The sequence below is a fragment of the Flavobacterium sp. genome (assembly GCF_039932285.1).
In the GTDB taxonomy this organism is placed as follows: domain Bacteria; phylum Bacteroidota; class Bacteroidia; order Flavobacteriales; family Flavobacteriaceae; genus Flavobacterium.
In genome coordinates this window covers 1-25,845 of the sequence record NZ_JBDTQE010000026.1, presented here as the reverse complement: position 1 = coordinate 25,845, position 25,845 = coordinate 1, and the positions used below count along the sequence as shown (strand labels likewise).

20 protein-coding genes and 1 pseudogene are annotated in these 25,845 nt (G+C 28.9%); 7 read left to right on the top strand and 14 right to left on the bottom strand.

Annotated elements, in window-relative coordinates; all coding sequences use genetic code 11:
* Position 1: 1 nt before the first annotated feature.
* From ABI549_RS06745 to ABI549_RS06730, 4 genes are read right to left on the bottom strand one after another with little or no spacing between them, the layout of a single operon-like run.
* Complete coding sequence (locus ABI549_RS06745) at positions 2 to 874, bottom strand: DUF5777 family beta-barrel protein (RefSeq protein WP_348075697.1); 873 nt, start codon at positions 872 to 874, stop codon at positions 2 to 4.
* Between the two features lie 9 nt (positions 875 to 883).
* Positions 884 to 1,324, bottom strand: coding sequence for a hypothetical protein (locus ABI549_RS06740; RefSeq protein ID WP_348075696.1), 441 nt, complete (start codon positions 1,322 to 1,324; stop codon positions 884 to 886).
* Entirely contained in the window at positions 1,284 to 2,063 is a 780-nt protein-coding gene (locus ABI549_RS06735; RefSeq protein WP_348075695.1) for a T9SS type A sorting domain-containing protein, read from the bottom strand. The genes ABI549_RS06740 and ABI549_RS06735 overlap by 41 nt, the downstream gene beginning before the upstream one ends.
* Before the next feature lie 18 nt (positions 2,064 to 2,081).
* On the bottom strand, positions 2,082 to 2,615 hold the full coding sequence (locus ABI549_RS06730) for an ankyrin repeat domain-containing protein (RefSeq protein WP_348075694.1): 534 nt from the start codon (positions 2,613 to 2,615) through the stop codon (positions 2,082 to 2,084).
* Between the two features lie 241 nt (positions 2,616 to 2,856).
* On the opposite strand from ABI549_RS06730, the gene ABI549_RS06725 reads away from it, so the two are divergent.
* A complete protein-coding gene (locus ABI549_RS06725) occupies positions 2,857 to 4,116 on the top strand; it encodes a HAMP domain-containing sensor histidine kinase (RefSeq protein ID WP_348075693.1) in 1,260 nt (419 codons plus the stop codon).
* Positions 4,116 to 4,805 (top strand): response regulator transcription factor, encoded by a 690-nt coding sequence (locus ABI549_RS06720; protein WP_348075692.1) that lies wholly within the window; start codon positions 4,116 to 4,118, stop codon positions 4,803 to 4,805. Before ABI549_RS06725 ends, ABI549_RS06720 begins: the two co-directional genes overlap by 1 nt.
* A gap of 2 nt (positions 4,806 to 4,807) precedes the next feature.
* Here ABI549_RS06720 and ABI549_RS06715 read toward each other — a convergent pair whose 3' ends face one another.
* The 4 genes from ABI549_RS06715 to ABI549_RS06700 form a co-directional block, all read right to left on the bottom strand.
* Positions 4,808 to 6,928 carry a response regulator gene (locus ABI549_RS06715; RefSeq protein ID WP_348075691.1) on the bottom strand — a complete coding sequence of 707 codons (2,121 nt, stop codon included), beginning with the start codon at positions 6,926 to 6,928 and terminating at the stop codon, positions 4,808 to 4,810.
* Between the two features lie 65 nt (positions 6,929 to 6,993).
* Complete coding sequence (locus ABI549_RS06710; protein ID WP_348075690.1) at positions 6,994 to 7,866, bottom strand: hypothetical protein; 873 nt, start codon at positions 7,864 to 7,866, stop codon at positions 6,994 to 6,996.
* A gap of 20 nt (positions 7,867 to 7,886) precedes the next feature.
* On the bottom strand, positions 7,887 to 9,974 hold the full coding sequence (locus ABI549_RS06705) for an ATP-binding protein (protein ID WP_348075689.1): 2,088 nt from the start codon (positions 9,972 to 9,974) through the stop codon (positions 7,887 to 7,889).
* 122 nt (positions 9,975 to 10,096) lie between these two features.
* Entirely contained in the window at positions 10,097 to 12,277 is a 2,181-nt protein-coding gene (locus ABI549_RS06700; protein WP_348075688.1) for a B12-binding domain-containing radical SAM protein, read from the bottom strand.
* Between the two features lie 81 nt (positions 12,278 to 12,358).
* Here ABI549_RS06700 and ABI549_RS06695 point away from each other — a divergent pair, with 81 nt between their 5' ends.
* Positions 12,359 to 16,456, top strand: a complete 4,098-nt coding sequence (locus tag ABI549_RS06695; protein ID WP_348075687.1) for a T9SS type B sorting domain-containing protein — start codon at positions 12,359 to 12,361, stop codon at positions 16,454 to 16,456.
* Between the two features lie 2 nt (positions 16,457 to 16,458).
* On the opposite strand, the gene ABI549_RS06690 is transcribed toward ABI549_RS06695, so the two are convergent.
* Entirely contained in the window at positions 16,459 to 17,373 is a 915-nt protein-coding gene (locus tag ABI549_RS06690) for a phytanoyl-CoA dioxygenase family protein (protein ID WP_348075686.1), read from the bottom strand.
* A gap of 182 nt (positions 17,374 to 17,555) precedes the next feature.
* On the opposite strand from ABI549_RS06690, the gene bshC reads away from it, so the two are divergent.
* From bshC to ABI549_RS06675, 3 genes are all read left to right on the top strand, one after another.
* Positions 17,556 to 19,148: a bacillithiol biosynthesis cysteine-adding enzyme BshC gene (gene bshC, locus ABI549_RS06685; protein ID WP_348075685.1), complete on the top strand. Its 1,593-nt coding sequence runs from the start codon at positions 17,556 to 17,558 to the stop codon at positions 19,146 to 19,148.
* A gap of 103 nt (positions 19,149 to 19,251) precedes the next feature.
* Positions 19,252 to 20,079, top strand: a complete 828-nt coding sequence (locus ABI549_RS06680) for an SUMF1/EgtB/PvdO family nonheme iron enzyme (RefSeq protein ID WP_348075684.1) — start codon at positions 19,252 to 19,254, stop codon at positions 20,077 to 20,079.
* Between the two features lie 71 nt (positions 20,080 to 20,150).
* Entirely contained in the window at positions 20,151 to 20,570 is a 420-nt protein-coding gene (locus ABI549_RS06675; protein WP_348075683.1) for a nucleoside-diphosphate kinase, read from the top strand.
* A 57-nt stretch (positions 20,571 to 20,627) separates the two neighbouring features.
* On the opposite strand, the gene ABI549_RS06670 is transcribed toward ABI549_RS06675, so the two are convergent.
* The 5 genes from ABI549_RS06670 to ABI549_RS06650 all read right to left on the bottom strand — a co-directional run bounded on the left by ABI549_RS06670 (position 20,628) and on the right by ABI549_RS06650 (position 25,331).
* Complete coding sequence (locus tag ABI549_RS06670) at positions 20,628 to 21,287, bottom strand: RNA methyltransferase (protein ID WP_348075682.1); 660 nt, start codon at positions 21,285 to 21,287, stop codon at positions 20,628 to 20,630.
* Between the two features lie 61 nt (positions 21,288 to 21,348).
* Positions 21,349 to 22,404 carry a DUF3810 domain-containing protein gene (locus tag ABI549_RS06665; RefSeq protein ID WP_348075681.1) on the bottom strand — a complete coding sequence of 352 codons (1,056 nt, stop codon included), beginning with the start codon at positions 22,402 to 22,404 and terminating at the stop codon, positions 21,349 to 21,351.
* A 147-nt stretch (positions 22,405 to 22,551) separates the two neighbouring features.
* On the bottom strand, positions 22,552 to 23,238 hold the full coding sequence (locus ABI549_RS06660; RefSeq protein WP_348075680.1) for a carbonic anhydrase family protein: 687 nt from the start codon (positions 23,236 to 23,238) through the stop codon (positions 22,552 to 22,554).
* Between the two features lie 102 nt (positions 23,239 to 23,340).
* The gene (locus ABI549_RS06655) at positions 23,341 to 24,939 is read right to left on the bottom strand and encodes a SulP family inorganic anion transporter (RefSeq protein ID WP_348075679.1); all 1,599 of its coding nucleotides are present in this window, start codon (positions 24,937 to 24,939) and stop codon (positions 23,341 to 23,343) included.
* A 59-nt stretch (positions 24,940 to 24,998) separates the two neighbouring features.
* The gene (locus ABI549_RS06650) at positions 24,999 to 25,331 is read right to left on the bottom strand and encodes a hypothetical protein (protein WP_348075678.1); all 333 of its coding nucleotides are present in this window, start codon (positions 25,329 to 25,331) and stop codon (positions 24,999 to 25,001) included.
* A 122-nt stretch (positions 25,332 to 25,453) separates the two neighbouring features.
* On the opposite strand from ABI549_RS06650, the pseudogene ABI549_RS06645 reads away from it, so the two are divergent.
* Positions 25,454 to 25,845, top strand: a pseudogene (locus tag ABI549_RS06645) (cytosol nonspecific dipeptidase); the annotation flags it as partial.

Genomic DNA, 25,845 nt, shown 5'->3' with positions numbered 1-25,845 from the left:
TTTAAAAAACTCTATACATATTAAATCCAAAATAGAATTGTTTTGTCCCATCCCATCTTCCTGATGAGTTTGTAAAAGCTGTAACATCATTCATAGGTTGACTATTAGAGAAAACCATCTGAAAAATGTGTCCTCCAGTATCTATATCTAATCCTAAAGAAAGTGGATTATGATATTGCGAAGTAAATCCTTCAGGAAGATTTAGTCTTGCAGCATATTCTAGATTTACACTCATTCTTTTTGTTATTTTGTATCTAGCACCAGAACCCAAAAGGAGCGTGTTTTTTTTGTCTTCAATTCCGTCATACAAATTCTTGTGAACCAAAATAGGAGCTAATTCTAATGAAAAATTATCAGAAAATTTTCTGGAAACTAATAATTGAGTTGAGTAAGCCAATCGGTTATTAAATTTTGAATAAGGATATATAACACTTAGTTTATCACTTCTAATATCCATCGTATTATACCCGACAATTGTTACTGGAAAACCATCAACTTCTTGATTTGCCATTTTATATTTTAAAGCTAGCTCATATATTTTATTATTTCTATGTCTAGAAACCCCAAATGACAACCAGTTAGTCGCACCATATATTGCTCCAATTTTGGTCATAGCTTCATCTAATCCAAAAAAATTATCTACTCCTTTTGCTAAATCTCCAAAACGATGAGAAATTAGAACATACCATTCCCCTTTTACAGGCATTTTTGTAGATTGCATATTACAGATTTGTAAACCTTTAAAAGCAGATACTTCTACTTCTTTTTTATTAGTACTAATTGTATCTAATTGATTTAGCAAATCATCTTGAGCAGAAACAAAATTAAACCCTATAAATACTAAAATAAGGCTTATAAATTTTTTAATCTTCATCTATTTTTATTAATTATTAATACTACACTGATCTAAATTCAATTGTTCTAGCAAATCATCATACCCTACAACTCTACCTTTTATAGAAATTTTTTGCCCTTTTTTAATTTGCTCATCCTTAGTAAAATTACAAACGATGAGATTGTCTATAATCACCTCATTTTTATTCACCGAAATAGCAACACCTTGAACTGTAATTGTTTTTTCAAGATATTTTTTATTTGCAGCATTAATATTAGAAGTAAATTCTGCAATTATCTTTTTTGAAACAGCTGTGAACTCAGGTTTTTCTGAAGCAACATCTCTAGCTCCACCATGCATAATGTAATTGAATGATAAGCATCCTATTACTAGTATTATCAGTATTGAAAAAAGTGTTATTTTTATTTTATTTTTCACAACCGTAGTATTAATTAATTTGTAGTCTTTTAACTGTTTTGTCTGTTTCATTAGATAATTCGACAAAATATATACCAGCAGACAAATTGGTTAAATTGATAGTGCTATTAATCGAGTTTTTATCAAAAGGAATTTCTTTTAGTAATTTAGCACTATTATCAAAAATTTTAATTGTTTTAAGCTCTACTGTTTCATCTTTTGTAAAGTTAAAAATACCATTTGATGGGTTTGGAAATATGTTAATTTTACTTCCAAAAGTAAAATCTTCAACACCCAATAAACTAAAATTAAGAGATTTAGAGCCTCTTGTACTTGATGAATGCTGTGAAGTATAATTTGCACTTCCTGATGAAGCATAAATAATATTTAAAGTAGAGATCGTAGAATAATTAAAAACATAGTCGTTTGCGTCTCCATCATTAAAAACCCTTGTAGCAACAACAGTCCTTGTTGTTCCACTAGTAGTATTGCTCGTCACTGTCCAATTTTGTATTGCATCAGTAGTAGGTGTTGAATAAGATGTAATTTTACGATCACTTAAAACACTGGCGCTACTTAAAAAAACAGCATCACATGCACTTGACATAAAACTAGAACTAAAACCTACTGAAATCCATCTATCCGATGGACCAACAAGAGTTAAAGTAGCTATCGATGTTACACTATTTAAGTCTATTTTTATAGATATTCCGCCCGAAGAAGACAATGCAACTAAACCAGTTGTTTTAGTTTGCGAATTAGCATTAAACATGGAAATAAAAAAAATAAGTCCAAAAAGTTGGTTTTTCATAAATATGGTATTTGATAATTAGTTGGTTTGCTTGTTTAGTAATATTATTAATTCTGTATTTTTATTAAAATTTGCATAGTCAAGAGCAACTCTCGAATCAATATCCTTTATTCTAGTATTTGCACCAGCATTCATTAATACTTTAGCAATCTCATTTTTGTTAAAAAATGTAGCATAAATCAGTGCTGTTTTTCCTTGTGTGTCAAATAAATTCAAATTTGCTTTGGCTTCTATAAGTTTTTTTACAATCTCTATTTTTCCAGACATCACAGCAGCCATTAAAGCAGATCCTATACCAGAATTATAATTCAAATCTTTTACATGATCTATTAAAAAAAAAGCTACTTCTTCATTACCTTTATAACATGCTAAAACCAATGTACTATTTTTGTTTTGATCAAAAGAATTTATATCGTTTGGATTATTATCGTATAGTGATTTAATATCTTCAAGCGTTCCATTACGAGAAATATCAAAAACTGATTTTGTTTGAGCAAAAGTAAAATTGATCATTCCTATAATCAGAAATAAAAATTTAATCTGTTTTTTCATTTATTTATATCTTAGTTTTCCATGTGGTGAAAAAAAAATGTTGCGAATGACATTAATACTAAAAATAAAATGTGTTCAATAATTTATTTTTTAATTTATTCATCAAGCGTCAAAAATAGATCAGAAAAAATTTAGTTATTGTTAATCAATTTCAAATGTTTGTTAACGAGTTGTTAATGACTGTTTACATTCTGTTATCACTAAATAAATATGATAAATTAGTAGTTTTAATAAACAAAAAATGAAGGTAAACAGACTTAATAGTATTATTATAGTTGGACTTGTAGCCATTATTGGGATTATTGTCGCACAATTACTTTGGACAAAAGAAGCCTTTGCCCTTGAAGAAAAAAAATTCTCACAAAAAGTACATTTTGCATTACTAGAAGTGGCTAATCATTTGCAAAAAAAAACGAATCATGAATTACCTTCGGAAGATCCTATAAAGAAGATAACTAATGATTATTATATTGTAAATATAGGTAATGATTTTGATCCAGAAATTCTAGAATATTATTTAAAAAATGAATTTAAAGAAGCAAATATTACTACTGATTTTGAGTATGCCGTTTACAATTGCGAAAGTGATAAAATGATTTACGGAAATTATATTTCATTTACTGATAAACCAACCAAAAAAACATCGGCTTATTTCCAAAAGCACAAGAATTTAATTCACTATTTTGTAATTCATTTTCCAGATGAAACTCCATATCTATTTAAATCCTTGCACTTTTGGATCATATTATCTTTTGCACTAGTTATTATTCTATTGGTTTATGTATATTCTATTTACACAATTATTCAGCAAAAGAAATATTCTGAGTTGCAACGTGATTTCATCAATAATATGACGCACGAATTTAAAACGCCATTGTCATCTATATTGATTGCTTCTAATTATTTGAAACAACAAAAAAGCATTAGAAAAGATGAAAAATTAGAAAAATACACCCAAATCATCATTAATCAAAGCAATAAGCTAAACAATCATATCGAGAAAGTTCTGAATATCGCTAAATGGGACAACATTCCTATGACACTAGATAAACAAAAACTAGACGTTATTCCTATTCTTAATGAAGTTATCGAAAACATAAAACTAAAATATGATGACATTACTATTTCTATAAAAACAATTTTACCATCAGTTTTTATTTATGCTGATGAGTTTCATTTTTCGAATTTAGTCTATAATATTATTGAAAATGCGATAAAATACTCCGACAATAAACCTGAAATTATCATAAAAATTTCTATGAAAAAAAACCATTTATCATTACAATTTACTGATAATGGAATTGGGATTTCAGAAAAAAACTTACCTTTTGTTTTTGATAAATTTTATCGTATTACAAACAAAAAAACGCATGATGTAAACGGATTTGGTCTAGGATTGTATTATGTAAAAAAAGTTTGTACGCTTCACGAATGGAAAATTTCAATAAAAAATAACACTGAAAAAGGAATTACAGTTTCAGTTTTAATACAACCTATATAATGGCTAATTTCAGAATACTTTATACCGAAGATGACGAAACTTTAGCTTTCTTGACCAAAGATAATTTAGAACAAAGCAACTATACAATCACACATTGCAATGATGGGCAAATTGCTTTAGAAACTTTTAAAAACAATGTTTTTGATATTTGTATTCTAGATATTATGATGCCAAAAATTGATGGTTTCGAGCTGGCGGCAGCCATTCGTAAAGTGAATTATGATATTCCTATTATATTTCTTTCGGCAAAAACATTAAAGGAAGATCGCATAAAGGGATTGAAATTAGGAGCTGATGATTACCTGACAAAACCTTTTAGCATTGAAGAATTATTGCTGAAAATTAAGATTTTCTTAAAGCGTTCGCAGAAAAAAAGTTTTGAAAAGAAAGATATTTATACTGTTGGGAAATATCAGTTTGACACTAAAAACTATGTAATATCTACATCCTCTGAAAAAATAAAACTAACCGAAAGAGAATCAGAACTTTTGAAACTATTTTTAGACCATAAAAATGTAGTTTTGAAACGAGAAGAAATTCTAAAAATACTTTGGGGCGATGATAATTACTTTATGGGAAGAAGTCTCGATGTATTTATTTCTCGTTTGCGAAAAATATTGGCAAATGAGAATGGAATTACAATCGAAAATTTACATGGAATTGGGTTTCGATTTAGCGCTACAGACTAGATCTATAACGGAAGTGAGAATTTTTCAATCATCTTATAAAGCAAATCTTTTTTTATTGGTTTTGAAATATATCCTGAAAATCCGGTTTTGAATATTTTTTCTACTTCTTCGCTCGAAGTAAAAGCTGTTTGGGCAATAATTGGCAATTTAGGTCTCATTTTTTTTATGATTTCAAAAGCCTGATGTCCTGAGAGTTTTGGCATTTTTATATCCATCAATATCAAATCGATATTATTATTATTATTTGATATAATTTCGACTGCTTTTTCTCCGTCTTCGGCACGAATAATTTTATAATTTTTTGTTTTTAGAATTTTTTCAATTAACAAAAAATTAAAATTATCATCTTCGGCAACTAAAATGGTTTCTATAAATTCGTTTTTAGTCGAATCATCATCAATACTATTTTCGTTTTTTGGTGCATCCTTTTTATCTAATAATAAAGGAATAGAAAATTTGAATGTAGAACTCACGCCAAACTCAGATTCTAATGCAATTTGTCCGCCTAGTAATTCGACATAGGCTTTTGTTAAAGTAAGTCCTAGCCCTAATCCTCCTCCTCTTATCGAGTGATCATTTTCTATTTTTATAAATCTTTTAAATATTTTTTCGTAGTTATCTTTCTCTATTCCTATTCCAGAATCAATAACATAAAAACTAATAATTGACGATTGAGAATCTATTTCGTAAAACAAAACTATACTACCTTTATCTGTAAATTTTACGGCATTAGAAAGTAAATTTGTTAGTATTTGTTCTAACTTTGGTTTATCAGTTACTACTTTTTTAGATAAACCATTTTTAGATTTTTCTATCTTAATTTCGAGTTCATCACTTTTAGGAATTGATTTTTTTATTTCATTCACTACATTTTGCACACAATCATCTAAATCAAATTCAGTATGTCTAGTTTCTATTTGATTGGCATCAATTTTTGACATTTCTATTAAATCATCAATAATTGACACTAAATTTTTTCCGCTTTTATTAATTATTTTTCTGTATTCTAATTCTTCTTTCTTTGTAATTTCTTCGTTGTCTAATAAATCTGAAAAACCCATTATCGCATTCATGGGTGTTCTTATTTCGTGAGAAAGGTTCGTTAGAAAAGCCGTTTTTAGCCTATCGCTTTCTTCTGCTTTTTGTTTAGATTTTTGAAGTTGTAGCTTTTGATGCTGATTTTCTTCAAAAAGTTTCCCTATGTATCTAAATTCTCCTCTAATATTTTTGAGCGAATTAATCGCTCCCAAATCAGCTTTTTCTAATACTTTTTTTATCAATCTAATTGGTCTTTTTGCCCATTTTACAGCATAATAATGAAATATTAACACTGATAACAAAAAGGCTAAGACAAAAATTAATAAAATATTTTTTGTAATTCTAAAATCTACTTTATAAATCCTATTAAACAATAATTTAGAAATAGTTTTTCCGTTATAATCTTTTAGCTCGACTAAACTGTAAACTAAATTATCTTCAATTTTTTCATTGTCATTGTAAAAATTAATATTAGAACTGCTTATTCTTTCTAAATTTGTAAAATAATTTTCATCTAACAATCTAATCATAAAAAAATAACCTGATGGTGGATACTTATTTTTAAATGGATCATCAGATGGTTGTATGGTAGCGCCATAAACTTCAGCAATTCCTTCAGGGATTTTCATGTAAAATTTATCAATTTTTTTTTGATATAATTTAGCAAGAGCTTCTTTTGGGATTATGTCTTTAGACTTAATTTTGGTATCCGAAACACTTGTAATAAATACACCTTTATCATTATAAGCAGAGAGATAATCTATCCTATGAGTATCTAAAACATTTGCTACCGCTCGATTAAACCAGCTTAAGTCTTTTGTTTTTGTAAAATTTACAAACTCATCCCAATAAGTAATATCGCTAATTACAGATATGTATGATTCCGAATTTAGATCATTTAATGACTTCATTTCGTTTCTGTACTGTGCAACAAAATTGTTGTAAATTTGTTTTTCCTGTCTTAATGTATAGTAGTAAAGTGAGAAAAAAAGTATCGAAAAACCAATGGTTACAACAAATAACACAAATACAACTTTAGAATAAGTTGTTGCAACTCGGCGTTTGTTATTAAGATTTATCATCATAATTAACTAATAATCATAAATGTAACTAAATTTAGTTAGATATTTAACATGAAAAATAATAATTTTTATTGATAACTAAGTTTTATTCCTAAAACAACGAAATTTCTACCAAATTGCTCTGTATTTACTACTGAAGCATTGTAAGTATAATTCAGGTAAAAAGGAAGTGAAAAATGTTTGTTTAATTCTAATTCTCGAGTCGCTTTTATTCCTAAATTTATAAATGATGGTTTGTTGTAATCACCCGCAGAATAATATTGTGCCTGATTGTTTAGCACTGCTCCTATTGTTGGCTCTATATTGATATTTTGAAATGTTTTCTTAGATACTTTTTCAAAAATATTTTCGAAAGAATAGGCAACTTCAAAATAGGTTGTAAAATTTTGTTTCGGATTGTTTCCGTAACTATCATATTTAAAATCATTTCCTGCAAGAAGCGTACTAATCATAATTTTGAGTGGTTTCCATGTTTCCGAAAAATCGAAAAGCAAATTGGCATCGACAGTTTGTACACTATCATTTCCGTAGTTAAAATAATTATTATTTACACCTTCAACTTTCTTGACCGTTGGCCAATAATAATCATAAACTTGTATTTTTAGAAATCTATTCAAATTATAAGTTATGCTAAAATCTATTTCTTGATAACTGTTTGTACTCGAACCATCCGGAAAATAATAATCCTTTTTAAAATTTGTAGTTGCCCAAAAACCTAAAGTTATTTTCTTTGTTACTACATAATTTATAGCTGGTTGAAGAACAATATTATTTCCACCATAAGATTGACCTCTCCAAATGTAACGACTTGCAATATCTAACGATATATCCCATTTTTTTTCTTTTTTTGGAGAAATAGTATCCAATATAATCTCGTTTTCTTGACAAAAACAGCTAGTGGCTAATAATAAAAAAGTGATTATTGTTGAATGTTTATTCATTTATAAATACTTAAAAAAAATTATGCTAATGATTCAGCAATAATTTTAAATAATTTTTCTTTATTTATTGGTTTTGTCACATAGTTTATAAAACCTGCTTGCTTTAATTTCTCCTGATCTTCCGATGATGAATAAGCTGTTTGTGCAATTACCGGAAGATCAGGTCTAAAGATTTTTATTCTAGCTAAAGCCTCGTAACCGCTTAAAACAGGCATTTTTATATCCATCAAAACCAAATCTATTTCGGCATTGTTGTTACAAAACTCAACAGCTTCTAATCCATTTTTTGCTCTTATAATTTTGTAATTTTTAAATTGCATAATTTTCTCGAGCAATAAAAAATTAATATTATCATCCTCTGCAATTAAAATTGTTTCGTTTCCTGTTAATTCATCGGAAAATTGTTTTACAGGTATTTCAATATTTGTTTTTTTCTTGTCTAAAATTAATGGTATTGTAAACACAAATCTGGAACCAACACCCACTTTAGATTGAAGCGAAATTGTTCCTCCTAACATTTCTACATAAGCTTTCGATATAGCCAAACCCAGCCCTAAACCGCCAACTTTAATAGCATAATCTCCATCGATTCTTCTGAATCTATCAAAAATTATTTCTTGATGGGCTTCTTCTATTCCTAAACCCGTATCGTTTATCGCAAATGATATTATAGAGTTTTTATTGTTAACTTTATATCCAAAAGTAACAAATCCGTGTTCTGTAAACTTAATAGCATTTGTAATTAAGTTTATTATAATTTGTTTGAGTTTAATTTCGTCTGTTAAAATTCTATTTGTAATTGGTTTTTCAGGCTTAATCAAATCAAAATCGATCATTTTATCTTTTGGGATCGTAATTTTTATAGCATTATATAATTCATTTAAACAAGATTCTAGATTTATACTGGTGTAATTTGGTGTAATTTGCTGGGCATCAATCTTAGACATTTCTACAAGATCGTCTATTATTGATACTAGGTTGCTACCACTTTGTGTAATTACATTTAAATATTCAAATCGTTCTTCGTCTTTTAATTTTTTATTATTTAGTAACTCTGAAAAACCAACTATAGCATTCATTGGTGTTCTTATTTCGTGAGATAAATTGGTTAAAAAAGCTGATTTTAAATTATCACTTTCTTCTGCTTTTTGTTTAGAAAATTCTAATTGTTTTTTTTGTTTTATATTTTGTTCGAACATATTTCCTATGTACCCGAATTCTATAGAACTATTTTTTAATAACTTAATTGATTTTTTATTTCCTGTTTCTAAAACTCGTGTAATTAATTTTAGTGGTTCGTGAATCCATTTTTTTGAAAAATAAAAGTGAAAAAGGATTCCAATTAAAAAAGCTGTAAAAATGATATAAAGTGTGTGTTTTGTAGATTCAAAATCAACATTTAAATTTCTTTTAAATTTTAATTTTTCTATAGTATTTCCTTTCCAATCCATCAGATTAACATTTGCAATAATAGACTTTTTATCAATATTTGAATTTAACAAAGTGATTTTAGAGCTACTAATTTTTTCTAATTTTTTAAAATAATTTTCGTCTAAAATCTTTGCCATAAAAAAGTATCCTGATGGGCTAGTCTTTCTCTTTGTTGGATCATTAGACGGATTGATTGTTGCTCCATAAACTTCAACAATACCTTCTGGCAATTTTACATAAAACTTTAATAATTTATTTTTATATAATTTTGAAAAAACTTTTTCTGGGATAAATTTATCTTGCTTTATTTTAGATGTTGAAACTTTCATTATAAAATTACCTTTCAGATCATATGTACCTAAATAGTCAACTTTATAAACACTCAGTAATGCTGCTATCGATGCTTTAAACCATTTTTTATCTTTTGTTTTAATAAATTTCACCAATTCATCCCAATAAGTAATATCTGCTATTGTAGAAATATTAGATTCGGAATTAAGTATTAATAAAGAATTTACCTCATTTTCAAACTGTTCTTTAGATGATTTATAGATTTGTTTCTCTTGCTGTAAAGTGTAGTAGTATAAAGAAAGAAAAAGCAGTAAAAAAGCTATCGTACCAATAACATTAGATAATACTATTTTTTTATAAGTAGAAATATTATTAAATTTTATCATATAAAAAATACAGTTTTGGGGAAATAAACAGTATAAATTTAAGTAAAAAAAAGCAATAAGTTAACACTTAATAAATTAATTTGTTAAAGTCTAAAATAGTAATTTACAGAATATTCTTAATTTTAAGAAAAAACTAAAAGTCCGAAATTCCTAAGAGTCTTTATTGGTTTCGAGTACCAAAATAATTCAAAATCATCAAACCTATTTTCAAAATCAGTTTTTAGTATTGAAAAATTAGTTTTCTTATCATTATATACTGAAATAGCCTCTAAAGTTTTAAGTAACCAATCGGCTTTTTCTTTTTCAACATCAATTTCGAAGGTTTCTTTTTTGTCATGAAAAGTCATTTTCATCATTTCCCATGAATTTCCTTTTTTAGATTTAGTAAAAATTTCCGTTAATGGCTTTCCTCCTATCCAAACGATTTTTGCCGATGGTTTTATATTAAAATTTTCTTCTTTTTGAAGTGAGTTGTATATGAAATCGGGATTTATTGTTGTTTTAGGAATTTTAAAATCAAACCAATCTTGCAAAGTATAATCAAAACAAATACCATGCATATAATTGAATAAGGATTTCTTTAATCCGAAACTAAACTGGTCATGATTTACCCCTGTTTTATCTGTAAACTGAATATCGTTATTAGCAAAAGTGATTTTATTTGTTTGCGGAATAACTCCAAATTCGTCAGGAAACATTCCTACAGGACTGTGTGCTGTCATAGCAAATTGATGCCAAAAACCAGACTGTAAAATACCCAACTCGAACAACTGACGAACCATTTCTAGACTATCTACCGTTTCCTGAATAGTTTGTGTAGGATAACCATACATCAAATAAGCATGGACCATTATACCCGCTTCAGTGAAATTACGAGTCACTTGTGCTACTTGCTCGACAGTTACTCCTTTTTTTATGAGTTCTAATAACCTGTCGGAAGCGACTTCCAGCCCACCAGAAACAGCTATGCAGCCAGAAGCTTTTAGTAAAATACACAAATCTTGGGAGAAGCTTTTCTCGAAGCGAATGTTCGTCCACCAAGTAACAACTAGTTTTCGTTTAATGATTTCTAACGCTAATTCACGCATTAAAGCTGGAGGTGCAGCTTCATCTACAAAATGAAATCCGTTTTCTCCAGTTTGCACTATGAGTTCTTCCATTCTATCCACCAGTGTTTTAGCGAGAATGGGTTCATATACTTTTATATAATCTAAAGAAATATCACAAAAAGTACACTTTCCCCAATAACAACCGTGTGCCATGGTGAGTTTATTCCACCGCCCATCACTCCACAAACTGTGCATAGGATTGGCAATTTCTATAACCGAAATGTATTTATCTAATAACAAACCTGAGTAATCTGGCGTACCTACTTCACTCTGTTTGTAGTCTTTTTGAAGAGTATTATTTTTGTAAACGACTTTATTATTTTCTAATAAAAATGTTCGTTTGAATTCGTTTGAAATTGATAATTTACAATTATCAATTATCAATTGTATAGGAAGTTCTCCGTCATCTAATGTAATAAAATCGAAGAATTCAAAAACTCTTACATCTGTTAAAGAACGTAACTCGGTATTTGGGAAACCTCCACCCATAGATGTTTTCACATCAGGAAAATTATTTTTGACAAACTGTGCACAACGAAAAGCACTATATAAATTCCCTGGAAACGGAACCGAAATACAAACTAATTTTGGTTTTACAATTTGAATTTTTTCGTTTAATATTCTTAAAGTAATTGCATCTACATAAGTTGGTTCCTTTTGCAAATGCGAATGCAAATCATCAAAAGAATTAGCGCTTCGTCCCAAACGTTCCGCATAACGACTGAACCCAAAATTCTCATCGATACATTCTACAATAAAATCCGATAAATCTTCAAGATACAATGTAGCTAAATGCTTGGCTTTGTCTTGCATTCCCATCGAGCCAAAAGCCCATTCCATATCATCTAATTGCTCAAATCTAAATGCTTCTGGCAAGAAATCTCCTGAGCATATTTGTCTTGCCAATGTTGGATTATTTCCTTGCAGAAACGCGATAACAGAATCGATAGTTTTTATGTAATCATCTTTCAAAGCAAATATTCGTTGAATATTTGGAGAATTGGGTTGATTACTTTTAGCAAACAACTCTTGTAATCCTTTTTTTGAAAACAACTCGAGAATGACTTCAATTCCCAAATCCATCTGAAAAGCTGAAATATTTTTAGTATTTAAAAAACCTTTTATATATGCTGTCGCTGGATACGGGGTATTCAGTTGGGTAAAAGGCGGCGTGATGAGAAGAAGGTCTTTCAAAAGGAATTATTTTTACAAAGGTATATAAATACAATATGTATCTGTATTAAATCGTTACTTTTGCATAAAATTCTATCATTTATGCGCCTTAAAATTATATTATTCTTTTTCATTTTAAACATATGTGCTTATTCTCAAAAGCAAAAGTCTTCAATTGGATTTATTGAAAATAAAGGTCAAATTATTGATCAAAAAGGGAAACAAAATAAAGGTGTTTTATATTTATTAAATACTCCTGGATTAAACGTTCAGATTAAAAAAAATGGTTTTTCTTATGATATTTATGAAACAAAAAAACATCCTTTATCTAAAAAAGAGCTAGATAATAGATACACTTCAGAACTTTCAAAAGAAGACACTATAAGAAATCCTAATTATACTTTAGAATATATTTATCATAGAATAGATATTGACTTCGTAAATTCAAATAAAATGGTCGAGTTAGTAGCTGATGAAAAATCTATTGATTACGATAATTATTACAATGTTGTCAATACTCCTCATGGTATTACCAATGTTTATAAATATAAAAAAATAAAATACAAGAATCTTTATAACAATATTGATGTTGATTTTTTTATTCCAAAAGATACAACAAAAGCAGTTGAATATAATTTTATTGTAAATAAAGGCGGGAAAATATCGGATATTCAATTAAAATTTAATGGTGTAAAAACAAATTTGATTGGCAATAAAATAAAAATGAATGTTCGTTTTGGTCAAATGGAAGAGACTTTACCATTAAGTTGGTCAGAAAATAGCACTGATAAAAATGAAATTAATATAGGTTATAAAAAACTCAAAAATAATGTTTACGGATTTGAGAGTTCAGAAAACTTAAATAATAAAAAAGTTATTATTGATCCTACTCCTGTGAGGTTGTGGGGAACTTATTATGGGGAAGTTTCTACATGGGGAAATAGTTTATCTAATGATTATTTAAACAATCTATATTTAAGTGGTTCAACTAGTAGCACTAATAATATAGCAACGTCAGGTGCTTTTCAAATTCAAATTCAAGGTCAAAAAGACGGTTTTATTTTTAAATTTTCCCCTAATGGGAATCAAATTTGGGGAACATATTTTGGTGGTGAAGGTGGGGACGTAATTTATAACTCCGATATTAACGGAAACGATCTAGTTATTAGTGGTGTAACTCAAAGTTATTCAAATATTTCAACAACAGGAACGCATAGTTCGGTATATAATCCAGGTAACGGAATTAATACCGGAAGTGGGAGCTCTAAAAACGATTGCTTTATTGAAAAGTTCAATTTAAATGGTCAAAGAATTTGGGGAACTTATTTCGGTGGAGAAAGTTGTGAATATCCTCTTGATTTAGCAATTGATTTAAATGGAAATATAATTATGGTAGGGGAAAGTTTTAGTATAAATGGCATAACAACATCTGGAAGTTTTAAAGAAACAAGAACCCAACCTGTAAATGTAAATACTGTTGGAGAAGGTTTTATTGCTAAATTTAATAATCAAGGTAATCAATTATGGGGTACATATTATGGATTATGTGAAGTCAGAAGTGTTGATACTGATAGTAATAATAATATTTTTATTTCTGGTGATACTTCAAATGGAAATTCTTATATAGCCACACCTGGAACTCATCAACCAATTTTTAGCTATAATACTCAAACGGGAGTTTCTTATTATGATTCTTATATTGGTAAATTTAATTCAAATGGTCAAAGAATTTGGGGAACGTATTATGGTGGTTATGAAGCTGAATATAATTTTAGTTTAAAAGTAGATTTAGAAGACAATATTTATATTTCTGGGAACACTAGAAGTACCGAATTGATTTCGACTCCAAATTCACACCAAGAGATAAATGGAGGTTCTACTGATGCGTATCTCTCAAAATTCAATCAAAATGGAATGCTAATCTGGGGAACATATTATGGAGGAATAGGTTTAGAAGATTGGGGATATTATAAAATAGATATTAATCAAAATAACGAAGTTTTTCTATCTGGCAGTACCATGAGCCCAAACAACATATCAACACCTGGTAGTTATTCTGAAAATTTAAATGGTTCAGCGGATATTTTTATAGCTAAATTCAATAAAAATGGCACGAGAACTTGGGGAACATATTTTGGAGGAAATATTACCGAATTTTGTCAAGGTATTAAAGTTGATAATATAGGAGGCATTTATATTTTGGGTTACACATTTAGTACAAATGGAATAACAACACCTAATTCTTTTCAACAATACACAAATAATTCGCCAGCTAGATTTTTAGAAAAATTCTTTGATTGTCAATCTTTAACAAATGTCACAAGTAATTCTCCAATTTGTATAGGAAGTTCAATTCAATTGAATGCTTCAGGAGGTATAAATTATGATTGGACAGGACCAAATGGATTTACTTCATCTATACAAAACCCAATCATCAATAATGCTAGTGCTTTAAATAGCGGCACTTATTCTTGTAGCATAACCGGAACTGGCGGATGCGATAATACGGTTACAGTTAATGTTTTAGTTGGAGATAGTACTGCTCCAGTGCCTAATAATCAAAATTTACAAACAATAACTGGAGACTGTAACACAATTATATCTACAATACCAACTGCAACAGATAATTGTGCTGGTCAACTAAACGGTATCACCGTAGATCCTTTAAACTATACAACCCCTGGGAATTATACAATCCATTGGAATTATAACGATGGTAACGGAAATAGCGCAACACAAAATCAAAGTGTAGTTATAACCGCTACAGCTTTACCAATTCTTACTGCAACCCAACAATTTTGTATCCAACAAAACGCTACACTAAGTAACATTGCCATTACCGGTCAGAATGTAAAATGGTATGACGCACAAACTGGAGGAAATATTTTACCTATAAATACCATTTTACAAAACGCAACGACTTACTACGCCTTGCAAACTAACAATAATTGCGAAAGTAATAGAGTTCCTGTTACAATTACGATTTACAATACACCATCACCTACTGCTAATCCTAATCAAAGTTTTTGTAGTACAGCAAATGCAACGTTAAATGATATTGCAATATCTGGTACAGGTGTTAAATGGTATGATACTCAAACTGGAGGGAATCTTTTACCTGCGAACACTATTATACAAAACGCAACAACTTACTATGCTTCGCAAACTTTAAACGGGTGCGAAAGTGTAAATAGAACATCTATAACAATTAATCTCATCAATACGCTAAATGCAAATGATTTTTCAGATTATTTTTGCGATGATTTGAATAGTGGATATGAAAAAATTGACCTAACAAGTTATAATTCTTCCTTAATTTCAAACACCGCTGGAAATACTTTCAGCTTTTACAAATCATATTCAGGAGCTCAAAACCAAACTCCTAGTGAAAAAATAAATAATGAGATTGATTATCAATTAAATGTTGGCACAATTACAATTTATGTACGTATTGACAATGTAAATACTTGTCATCAAATTGTAGTATTGAATTTAAGATTGTATAGCAAACCAAATATCCCAATTGCTGAAGTCACTCCTATTTGTCAAGGTAAAACCGTAACTATAAATGCTGGTAATTTTGACAAATATTTGTGGTCGACTGGAGAAAGCACTTCCTCAATTCTTGTTAGCCAAGCTGGTAATTATTCGGTTACGGTAACCGAAAATCATATTGGAATAAATTGTACTTCTTCAAAAGATTTTAAAGTTGTAAATTCAAATGTAGCAACTATATCTCAAGTCATTACAAATGATTGGACAGTAAATGACAACTCAATTACCATCATAGTAACGACTAGTAGTGTTGGAGATTATCAATATTCATTAGACGGGAATAATTACCAAAACAGTAATGTTTTTACTGACTTAAATAGCGGAGAATATAAAGTTTTTATTAGAGATAAAAATGGGTGTGGTACGATTTCAGAGGAAATTTTTTTATTAATGTACCCAAAATACTTTACTCCAAACGGAGATGGATTTAATGACAAATGGAAGATAAAATTCTCAAACACAGAACCTAGTTTAAGAATTAAACTATTTGATAGATATGGTAAATTTATCAAAGAATTAGATTATAGTTCTGATGGTTGGAATGGAACCTTCAATGGAAAAGAACTACCATCAACCGATTATTGGTTTGTTGTAACTAGAGCTAATGGAAAAGAATATAAAGGTCATTTCGCTATGAAGCGATAATTTTATATCCATTCTTTAGTTATTGTTTCTTCCTCAGGAAAATAAGTAAGATATTGTACCATTCTAGGAAGTTTTCCTTTATTTGGTGTTGCACAGTGCGGCAATGCTTGATGCCAGATTATAAAATCTCCTGCCTGACCAGTAACGGCTTTTGATAGTAATAATTTCGGAGCTATTTCCCTTGGGTCTTCATTGGCTTGTAAATTGCTCATCCATGATGAAATATTATTATGAAAACCTGATACACAATGGAAAGCTCCATCATTATCATTACAATCAGACAAATAAATAAGTCCTTGCAACATAAAAGGTATTGGTAATTTAAGACTAACATCCCAGTGAAGATCACTTCCTAAAAAAGAATAATTTTCTGATATTGGTGGATTAAAGCTGACTTTATCGATCGTTTTGTAAATTTTATTTGTTTTGTATAATTGTTCGTAAGCTTTTTGAATTTTAGCAGATTCCCTATTCTTATTAAGTGTTGGATGATTAGAAAAATTTAGCATCAGCCCTCTTTTCTCTTCATGTTTCTGATACCATGAAGTTGGATCTTCAGAGTTTGCCCTCAAAAAAGTCCAAATCGCATTTTGAGTTGCCTCACAATCAGATCTTGAAATGGCATTTTTAATGACAACATAACCATTTTTATCCCAAAAATCTAAATCTTCTTTAGAAAGCACCTCATCGATAATGTCTTCTGCTTTTTTAATTTCATTCTTATGAAGATTAACCCAATCATTAAAGACCGATAAACTTGGCTTTTCATAATGAAGATAACGAAGCGCTTCTTCCATACTAATACCATTTTTGTAGAGAAACTCAATTTCTTTAGTCCATGATGAATTCTCATCAGAAACAATCTTTGCGTTTGGATTTAGAATACGATTCCAAAAACTTTCAATCTTTACATCCATATAAAAAATCTTATATTTTAACCAAAAGTAAGAAATTTACACGCTTCTATTATTTTATAATCGTACAATTTATTCAAATGATTTTGGTGGTGTTTTGAAAATTAAAAATTAAATCATAAGCCTATGTTAAACCGAATTTAGCTACATTATTTTTATTAATTTAGCAGAAATAAATTTCAATTATGCCAACTGACTGTATTAGCTATCAAAAATCAGGATATTTTTCAAAATTAATTGCCGATTATTTAGACGAAAAATTAGAAGTAAAAGAATTATACAATCATTTTCCTACTATTGAAAATTTTAAAAATCAAATTGAAGAAAAAGAAAAAAACTTTAATAATGGTATTAAACGTGAAATCTTAGTTTCGGAATTAGAGAAACAATATATAAATTTCGAAATTTCAGAATTAACTAATCAGAATATTTCACTTCTCAAAAACAATAAAACATTTTCAATAACTACTGGACACCAGCTCAATTTATTTACTGGTCCGCTCTATTTTTTATATAAAATTATTTCTACTATAAATTTATGCAAACAACTAAAAGGAAATTATCCTGAGTACAATTTTGTTCCCATTTACTGGATGGCAACAGAAGATCATGATTTTGAAGAAATAAACCATTTTAGTTTTAAAGATAAAAAGTTTAGTTGGAATGCAGTATCTAAAGGTCCTGTTGGTCGATTATCTACTAAAGATTTAACTGCTTTTTTTAAAGTTTTTAAAAAAGAACTTGGCTCTAGCAATAATGCCGAATATCTAATAAAATTATTTTCAGATAGTTATTTAGAACATTCTAATTTAGCAGAAGCCACAAGATATTTAGCCAATCAATTATTTGGTGAATATGGTTTAGTTATTTTAGATGGAGATTCAACAGATTTGAAAAAACAATTTATTCCTTACATAAAAGACGAATTGTTATATCAAAATTCAAATAAAAAAGTGCTAGAAAGTATTATTAAACTAAATAATTACTCAATTCAAGTAAATCCTAGAGAAATTAATCTTTTTTATATTGAAGATAATCTCAGAGAACGCATTATTCATGAAAACGGCAATTACAAAGTTAATAATACAACTATTGAATTTACTGAAGCCGAAATATTAAACTTAGTAGATAAAAATCCTAAAAAATTTAGCCCAAACGTTATTTTACGTCCTCTATATCAGGAAGTTATTTTACCCAATTTAGCTTATATTGGTGGTGGTGGAGAAATTGCCTATTGGTTAGAACTAAAAGCTATGTTCGATTTTCATAAAGTAACCTTTCCTATATTATTGATTAGAAATTCTGTAGTTTTAATTAGTGAAAAACAAGAAACAAAAAGATCTAAATTAGACATAAATTGGGAAGAATTATTTTTGAAACAAGAAACATTAATTGATCTTAAAACAAAACAGTTTTCAGAAATAAACATCGATTTTTCTGAGCAAAAAATGCATCTTAAAAAACAATTTGAAGCATTCCATGAAATAGTACTTAAGACAGATAAATCATTTGCTGGTGCAGTAAATGCTCAAGAAAAAAAACAACTAAAAGGGCTAGAAAATCTTGAAAAACGATTGCTGAAAGCTGAAAAAAAAGTACATCTTGCACAATTGGAAAGAATCATTCAACTTCAAAACGAATTGTTTCCCAATGAAAGTTTGCAAGAACGAAAATATAATTTCTCAGAATTTTATTTAGAAAATGGAATCGAACTTATTCAAAAATTAATTAGAGATCTAAAACCACTTTGCATGAGCTTTTCGATTAGCGAAATGTAACTTCATCGATTTTAATACCGTATTGTCGACAAAAACTTGTTTTTATTAAAAATAATTTTATTTTCGCCTCTTAATTTTACAATTATATAACAATTTAATAATTATGGGTAAAAAATACTTATTTGCAATAATATCAATATTAACGATATTTCCTACATCTTACGGGCAATCTAAAAATCTAATTATTCAAATGGTTAAAGTGGATGGCGGAAAATTCTTAATGGGTTCACCTGACGAAAATAAAATTGCGGAAAATGATGAACAAAAACAACACGAAGTTACTGTTGCTAATTTTGAAATAAACAAACTTGAAGTTTCTGTTTGGGAATGGAAAGAATATTGCAAAAAAACAAAAAAACAAATGCCTGCCAATCAAGTTTGGGGAATAAATGACAATTATCCTATTACAAATATTACTTGGAATGATGCTATTAACTATTGTAACTGGCTAAGTAAACAAGATGGATACAAACCAGTTTATACTTTTGCGGGACCTAACATTATTTGTGATTTTACTTCAAATGGATATAGATTACCAACTGAAGCAGAATGGGAATATGCTGCAAAAGGTGGAAAAAAATCTAAAAACTATAATTTTTCTGGTTCTAATGTTTCCAATGAGATTTCGTGGCAACAAAATAATAGCGAAAAAAGACCACATGCTGTAGGAACAAAACTAGCAAATGAATTGGGAATTTATGATATGAGTGGAAACGTTTGGGAATGGTGTTATGACTGGTATAATAAAGATTATTATAAAAGTGAGGATGGGAAAAACCCAACTGGTCCTATAAGAGGCGAAAAAAAATCGGTTCGTGGCGGTTCTTGGGACAGTAAGGAAAGTTATTTGAGAACTAGCAATAGAATTAGTACAACTCCAGACAGAACTTATGAATTTTACGGATTTAGATTAGCCAGAACGATAAACTAAAATATATTATAAAAGTAAGCTTTCATTTTTATAAAAAAAGATTACTTTTGCACCAAATTAAAAAAAAACAAATGGCAACGAATAGAACATTTACAATGATTAAGCCTGATGGTGTTGAAAACGGACACATTGGCGGAATAATAAACATGATAACTGAAGCTGGTTTTAAAATTGTATCAATGAAATTGACTCAATTGACAGTAGCTGATGCTCAAAAATTTTATGCAGTACATGCTGCAAGACCATTTTACGGAGAGTTAGTAGAATTTATGTCTAGAGGGCCTATTGTTGCTGCTATTTTAGAAAAAGAAAATGCAATTGAAGATTTTAGAACTCTAATTGGAGCTACAAATCCTGCTGATGCTGCTGAAGGTACTATTCGTAAAAAATATGCTACTTCTATTGGAGAAAATGCCGTTCACGGTTCAGATAGTGACGAGAATGCTGCCATTGAAGGTGCTTTTCATTTTGCTGGAAGAGATCAATTCTAATATTAATAGAAAATTTCAAGTATATACTACAAAAAAACACGCAAATTGCGTGTTTTTTTATGCTTCTAAATTATAATATCTCTTCTCAATTCTTTTAATATCCTTAATTGAGCTTTTTGCCCAGGACAATCTTTTTTCTAGAACTTCTACTTCAGATAAATGCCAATTTACATCAGATTGACGCATTCTTTGTGTCAAATTTTGTAAAATAATAGCTGCCGAAACTGAAATATTTAAACTTTCTGTAAAGCCAACCATTGGTATTTTTAAAAATCCATCAGCTTGTTTCAAAATTTCATCAGACAATCCATCTCTTTCTGTTCCAAAAAATAAAGCGCTCGGTTTAGAAATATCAAAATCTTCTAATAAACAATCATTCTCATGTGGTGTTGTCGCAATGATTTGATAACCTTTATCTTTTAAGGTGTTAATACAATTAGAAACGTTATCAAAAGTATTGATATCGACCCATTTTTGTGCACCCATAGCAATTTCTTTATCGATACTTTTGCCATAACGCTCTTCTATTACATTTAATTCTTGAATTCCAAAAACTTCACAACTACGCATTACCGCACTTGCATTATGCATCTGAAAAACATCTTCGACAACTACTGTAAAATGATTTGTTCTATTTTTCAGTACCTTCAAAAATTTTTCTTTCCTGTTTTCTGTGAGTATATTTTCTAAGAAGTCTAGATATTCTAAATCGACCATTTTTTAATTTATTATTTTGCAAAAATACATTATATATTATGTTATAATTTTTATTTATTTTTTAATCAAAACCTTTAGTTTTATAGTAATTTACCATCAAATCGACAAATTTACTATAACTTTCTAAACCGTCTTTTTGCTGGTTTAGTTTTAAAAAGTTATCATAAAAAATTTTAAAACCAGTATCTATAAATGTCTGGTGGCTTTCCCAAAAATCTTGACTTTCCTGATAGTTTTTTAGAACTCCCGGATTGATTGATTTTAGTAATTCTTCGAATATTTTAGGGTTACGAATTCCCCAATTAAACAAACAATAACGCAAAGCAAAACTGTATCCTGAGTATTTAAAATATAAATTATCCGCTTTTGTAGACGATAAAAAACTAATAAAATTACACTCACTTTCGCTAGCATAACCCATTTGATGCGCCATTTCGTGACAAGCCGTACTCGGAAAATTATACATGGGAATCATATCATTTACTTGAGCTTCATTGGTAAATGGATTCAAATAACCTCCAAAACCCATATAAGTTAACGGATAACTAAACAATGATTTTTTCTGGCTCGGAACACCATAAGTAAAAAACGAATATTCTTTAGATAACTTCTCATATGCAACAATCGATTTGTCAAAAATCTGATTTTGTGTATAAACAATTGCTACTTTTTTTGCAGTATCGTTAGTAATCTGAAATTGAATTTCGTTGGTTTTAAGTATTAGTTTTTTAGTAAAATCGAGTAATTGTTTGTCGGAATATTCTCTTTTTATATTCATTTTTTCAAAAAGTGGCACTCGATAATAATTAAAAGCCCATAAAATATGAAAAATAAAATAAGCGACAGAAACAAAACTCAAAACAGATAATAATTTATTTTTCCAATTCTCTTTTCGGTTTTTGTAGAACCAATAAATAGCCCAAATAATTAATATTTCGTACAAAACATCACCAAACGAAAAAGGAATCCAGCCCAAACAAGTGCGAGAAAACCTCGAAATTATTGGGTAAATTCCGTTACTATAGTTTTTCTCCATAAATTCTGGGAAAAATGTAAGTAATTTTAAACCAATAATTTGGACTAATAATAATGATGGGAGTAGGTATTTTTTGTTCACAGAAATGTATTAATATGTAAATATAAATACATTTTATTATTTAAAAACATAATTTTCGACAAAAAATAGGCGGATATTTTTGAGTTCATACTCAAAATAAATCCGCCCTTAAAACCAAACTCATTTTAATTAAAAAAATTACTTACATTAACTTAATCTTAAATCTGCAACAGAAAAATTTGGGTTTTTATCATCTCTAATATATATAACATCAGTATAAAAATCTACTTCACCTGTTTCTATATTGTGCATGGCTCCTATTATTCCAATTTCACCATTTTCGACCATTTGCTCTAATATAAAACTACGTTCGATAATATTTTTGACACTGCGTTTTACATTAATTTTTGATACATTTTCAACAAAAAATGCATTTTTAGAAGTTCTATCTTCTGTTATTGTCTTTTCTTCATAAATTGCTGGTTGAATTTTTGACAATAACTCTGTTAAATTTCCCATTTCTACGTGATCACAAGCCCCTTTTACAGCACCGCATTTACTGTGTCCTAAAACTACTATAAGTTTAGAACCCGCTACTTTACAAGCAAATTCCATACTTCCTAATATATCAGTATTTACAACATTACCCGCAATTCTTACTGAAAAAATATCTCCTAAGCCTTGATCAAATATTAATTCTGCAGAAGTTCTACTATCTATACAACTTAATATGGTTGCAAATGGCCACTGACCATCTACTGTATCATTTACTTGTTGTAATAAATTTCGATCTGCTTTTAAGTTTTTAATAAATCGCTCATTTCCTTCTTGCAAAAATTCTAATGCTTTTCTTGGAGTCATTTGTGTTTGTGATTCTTTATTATGTGTTCTCATTATATTATTTATTTAAAAATCAAATTAATATTCCTCTTTAAATTTGTTTATATTATTATACAAATTTCTAAAATATTTTTTTTTAAGTGTATATATAGATTACTAATTTTTATGCTCTACAAAAACATGTTTTTCTTCTTCTCCACTATTCTCAAGTTCATATGCCTTCTTAAAACCCATCAACTTTACTTTAATATTTTCCTCCTTTGCACGTATTTTTTTAAATTCCTTAATCATATCTAAAACATCATGAGCTATATAAACCGTGTCGGAAGCATTAATAATTACTTTCGAATGCTCTGGAATAGAAGCTAACGTAGATTTAATTGCAGATTTATTTAAAAATGATACTTCTTGTGCTAAATCAATATGAATAATGTCGCCTTCGTTATATTCTTTTTTTCTAAAAGCATAAGCACGTTGCATATTTCCTTTTAAAATAAATATAATACTTATTATAATTCCTAACATTACTCCTTTTAATAAATCTGTAAATACAACAGCCAACATAGTTGCAATAAAAGGGATGAATTGGTATTTTCCTCTTTCGTAAAAATGTTTAATTATCTTAGGATTTGCTAGCTTATATCCAACCATTAGAAGAACCGCAGCCAATGTAGCCAAAGGAATTTTATTTAATACAAAAGGAATTGTTACCGCACTAAATAATAATAAAATTCCATGAATAATACTTGACATTTTAGTTTTTGCACCAGCACCAGCATTTGCAGATGTTCTCACCACAACAGATGTCATGGGCAATCCTCCCAATAAAGCACTAATAATATTACCAATACCTTGAGCTTTCAATTCATTATTAGTATCGGTAGCTCTTTTTCGAACGTCCATTCTGTCTGCTGCCTCAATACATAATAAAGTTTCGATAGATGCTACAACAGCAATAGTGAATCCAACAATCCAGACTTCTTTATTAGTTATGGCTGAAAAATTTGGAAAAACAAAAATTGCTTTAAATTCATCTAACGATTGAGGTACAGGAAGTCTAACCAATAGGTCAGAATTAATTGCAAGGGAGCCACCATAATTAATAAAAATTTGATTCAATAAAACACAAACAATAACGGCTACTAATGCGGCAGGAACCAATTTTAAATCCTTTAAGAATTTTATTTTATTCCAAACAATCAAAATAGTTAATGATACTAAAGTCATAATAACAACTCCCAGATGAATATTACCAAGTACCGAAAATATTTCGGAAAAAGTATTCTGTCCATCAGGTTGCAAAAATGCTAAATCACCCTCATAATCTTTATCATAACCTACAGCATGAGGTATTTGCTTTAAGAAAATAATTACTCCTATTCCTGCCAACATGCCTTCAATGACATTATTAGGAAAATAATTTGAAATTGTACCCGCTTTAAGAAACCCTAAAATAATTTGTATAATTCCAGCTATAAAAACCGCTACTAAAAAATTATCAAAAGCACCTAAAGTGGTAATTGCTATGAGAACAATTGCTGTTAAACCAGCAGCTGGTCCAGAAACGGACAGATGAGATTTACTCAAAAAACCAACTACAAGACCTCCTACGACACCGGAAATTATTCCAGAAAACAATGGTGCACCAGAAGCTAAAGCTATCCCTAAACACAATGGCAATGCCACTAAAAAAACCACTAGCCCAGCGGGAATATCCGAGCTAAGGTTGCCAAAAATATTATTATTTTTTGTCATCCTATATTTAATTTAAAACCATAAATAATCACAAGTAAACTTGTACCTTTTTTTGAGTTTTAAGCTAATTCTGGTGGAGGAATAAACTGAGTAGAAAATGTTGAGTATTTTTTCAACAAATAGGGTTTAGAAACTTTTGAAGTAGTTTCTTTAATAAGAAATAAAAACTCATCAGTATAGGCATAAAAACACTCTAATTTGAGTTTTTTATTTTTTTCTATCTCTTTCGAATGCTCATCTTCATCAAGAACATTCATTGTAACTTTATTTCCTTTCTCAGAATTTATCAAAATTAAAACAATTGATGAAAACTGAAAGAAAATAAAATAAACTAGAATTATTCTTGAGAAAAACTTCATGTGGCAAATATAATTAATTTTAAAAATGTTCATTCCTTATTAACATATTTTTAATTATTAAAGAAAATTTATATTGGATAATTACGATTACTTTTTTGCAAAAAAAGAATTTAAACTTTGTAACTTTGACACTTGTAAATAACAAACTAATAAAAATGAGCCAAGAAATAAGAAACCTTGAACCAAAAGAACTTTGGAACAAATTCGCCGATTTAAACGCAGTACCTCGCCCTTCAAAAAAAGAAGACAGAGTAATCGAATTTATGAAAAACTTCGGTAACAGTTTAGGTCTAGAAACTTTTGAAGATGATATTCGCAACGTAATTATCCGCAAACCAGCAACTCCAGGAATGGAAAACAGAAAAGCTTTGGTTTTACAAGGACATTTAGACATGGTGCATCAAAAAAATGGTGATACTGTTTTCGATTTCGACAAACAAGGAATTGATATGTATGTAGACGGAGACTGGGTTCGTGCTCGCGGAACTACTCTTGGTGCAGATAATGGTCTAGGAGTAGCGATGATTATGGCAATTTTAGAAAGTAA

Coding starts and splice junctions, on each gene's coding strand:
- ABI549_RS06655 (WP_348075679.1), bottom strand. CDS start 24,939: ATGACAAAAAATAATAATATTTTTGGCAACCTTAGCTCGGATATTCCC.
- ABI549_RS06695 (WP_348075687.1), top strand. CDS start 12,359: ATGCGCCTTAAAATTATATTATTCTTTTTCATTTTAAACATATGTGCT.
- ABI549_RS06725 (WP_348075693.1), top strand. CDS start 2,857: ATGAAGGTAAACAGACTTAATAGTATTATTATAGTTGGACTTGTAGCC.
- ABI549_RS06745 (WP_348075697.1), bottom strand. CDS start 874: ATGAAGATTAAAAAATTTATAAGCCTTATTTTAGTATTTATAGGGTTT.
- ABI549_RS06670 (WP_348075682.1), bottom strand. CDS start 21,287: ATGGTCGATTTAGAATATCTAGACTTCTTAGAAAATATACTCACAGAA.
- bshC (WP_348075685.1), top strand. CDS start 17,556: ATGCCAACTGACTGTATTAGCTATCAAAAATCAGGATATTTTTCAAAA.
- ABI549_RS06710 (WP_348075690.1), bottom strand. CDS start 7,866: ATGAATAAACATTCAACAATAATCACTTTTTTATTATTAGCCACTAGC.
- ABI549_RS06740 (WP_348075696.1), bottom strand. CDS start 1,324: ATGAAACAGACAAAACAGTTAAAAGACTACAAATTAATTAATACTACG.
- ABI549_RS06675 (WP_348075683.1), top strand. CDS start 20,151: ATGGCAACGAATAGAACATTTACAATGATTAAGCCTGATGGTGTTGAA.
- ABI549_RS06650 (WP_348075678.1), bottom strand. CDS start 25,331: ATGAACATTTTTAAAATTAATTATATTTGCCACATGAAGTTTTTCTCA.
- ABI549_RS06690 (WP_348075686.1), bottom strand. CDS start 17,373: ATGGATGTAAAGATTGAAAGTTTTTGGAATCGTATTCTAAATCCAAAC.
- ABI549_RS06730 (WP_348075694.1), bottom strand. CDS start 2,615: ATGAAAAAACAGATTAAATTTTTATTTCTGATTATAGGAATGATCAAT.
- ABI549_RS06705 (WP_348075689.1), bottom strand. CDS start 9,974: ATGATAAAATTTAATAATATTTCTACTTATAAAAAAATAGTATTATCT.
- ABI549_RS06680 (WP_348075684.1), top strand. CDS start 19,252: ATGGGTAAAAAATACTTATTTGCAATAATATCAATATTAACGATATTT.
- ABI549_RS06660 (WP_348075680.1), bottom strand. CDS start 23,238: ATGAGAACACATAATAAAGAATCACAAACACAAATGACTCCAAGAAAA.
- ABI549_RS06720 (WP_348075692.1), top strand. CDS start 4,116: ATGGCTAATTTCAGAATACTTTATACCGAAGATGACGAAACTTTAGCT.
- ABI549_RS06715 (WP_348075691.1), bottom strand. CDS start 6,928: ATGATGATAAATCTTAATAACAAACGCCGAGTTGCAACAACTTATTCT.
- ABI549_RS06735 (WP_348075695.1), bottom strand. CDS start 2,063: ATGAAAAACCAACTTTTTGGACTTATTTTTTTTATTTCCATGTTTAAT.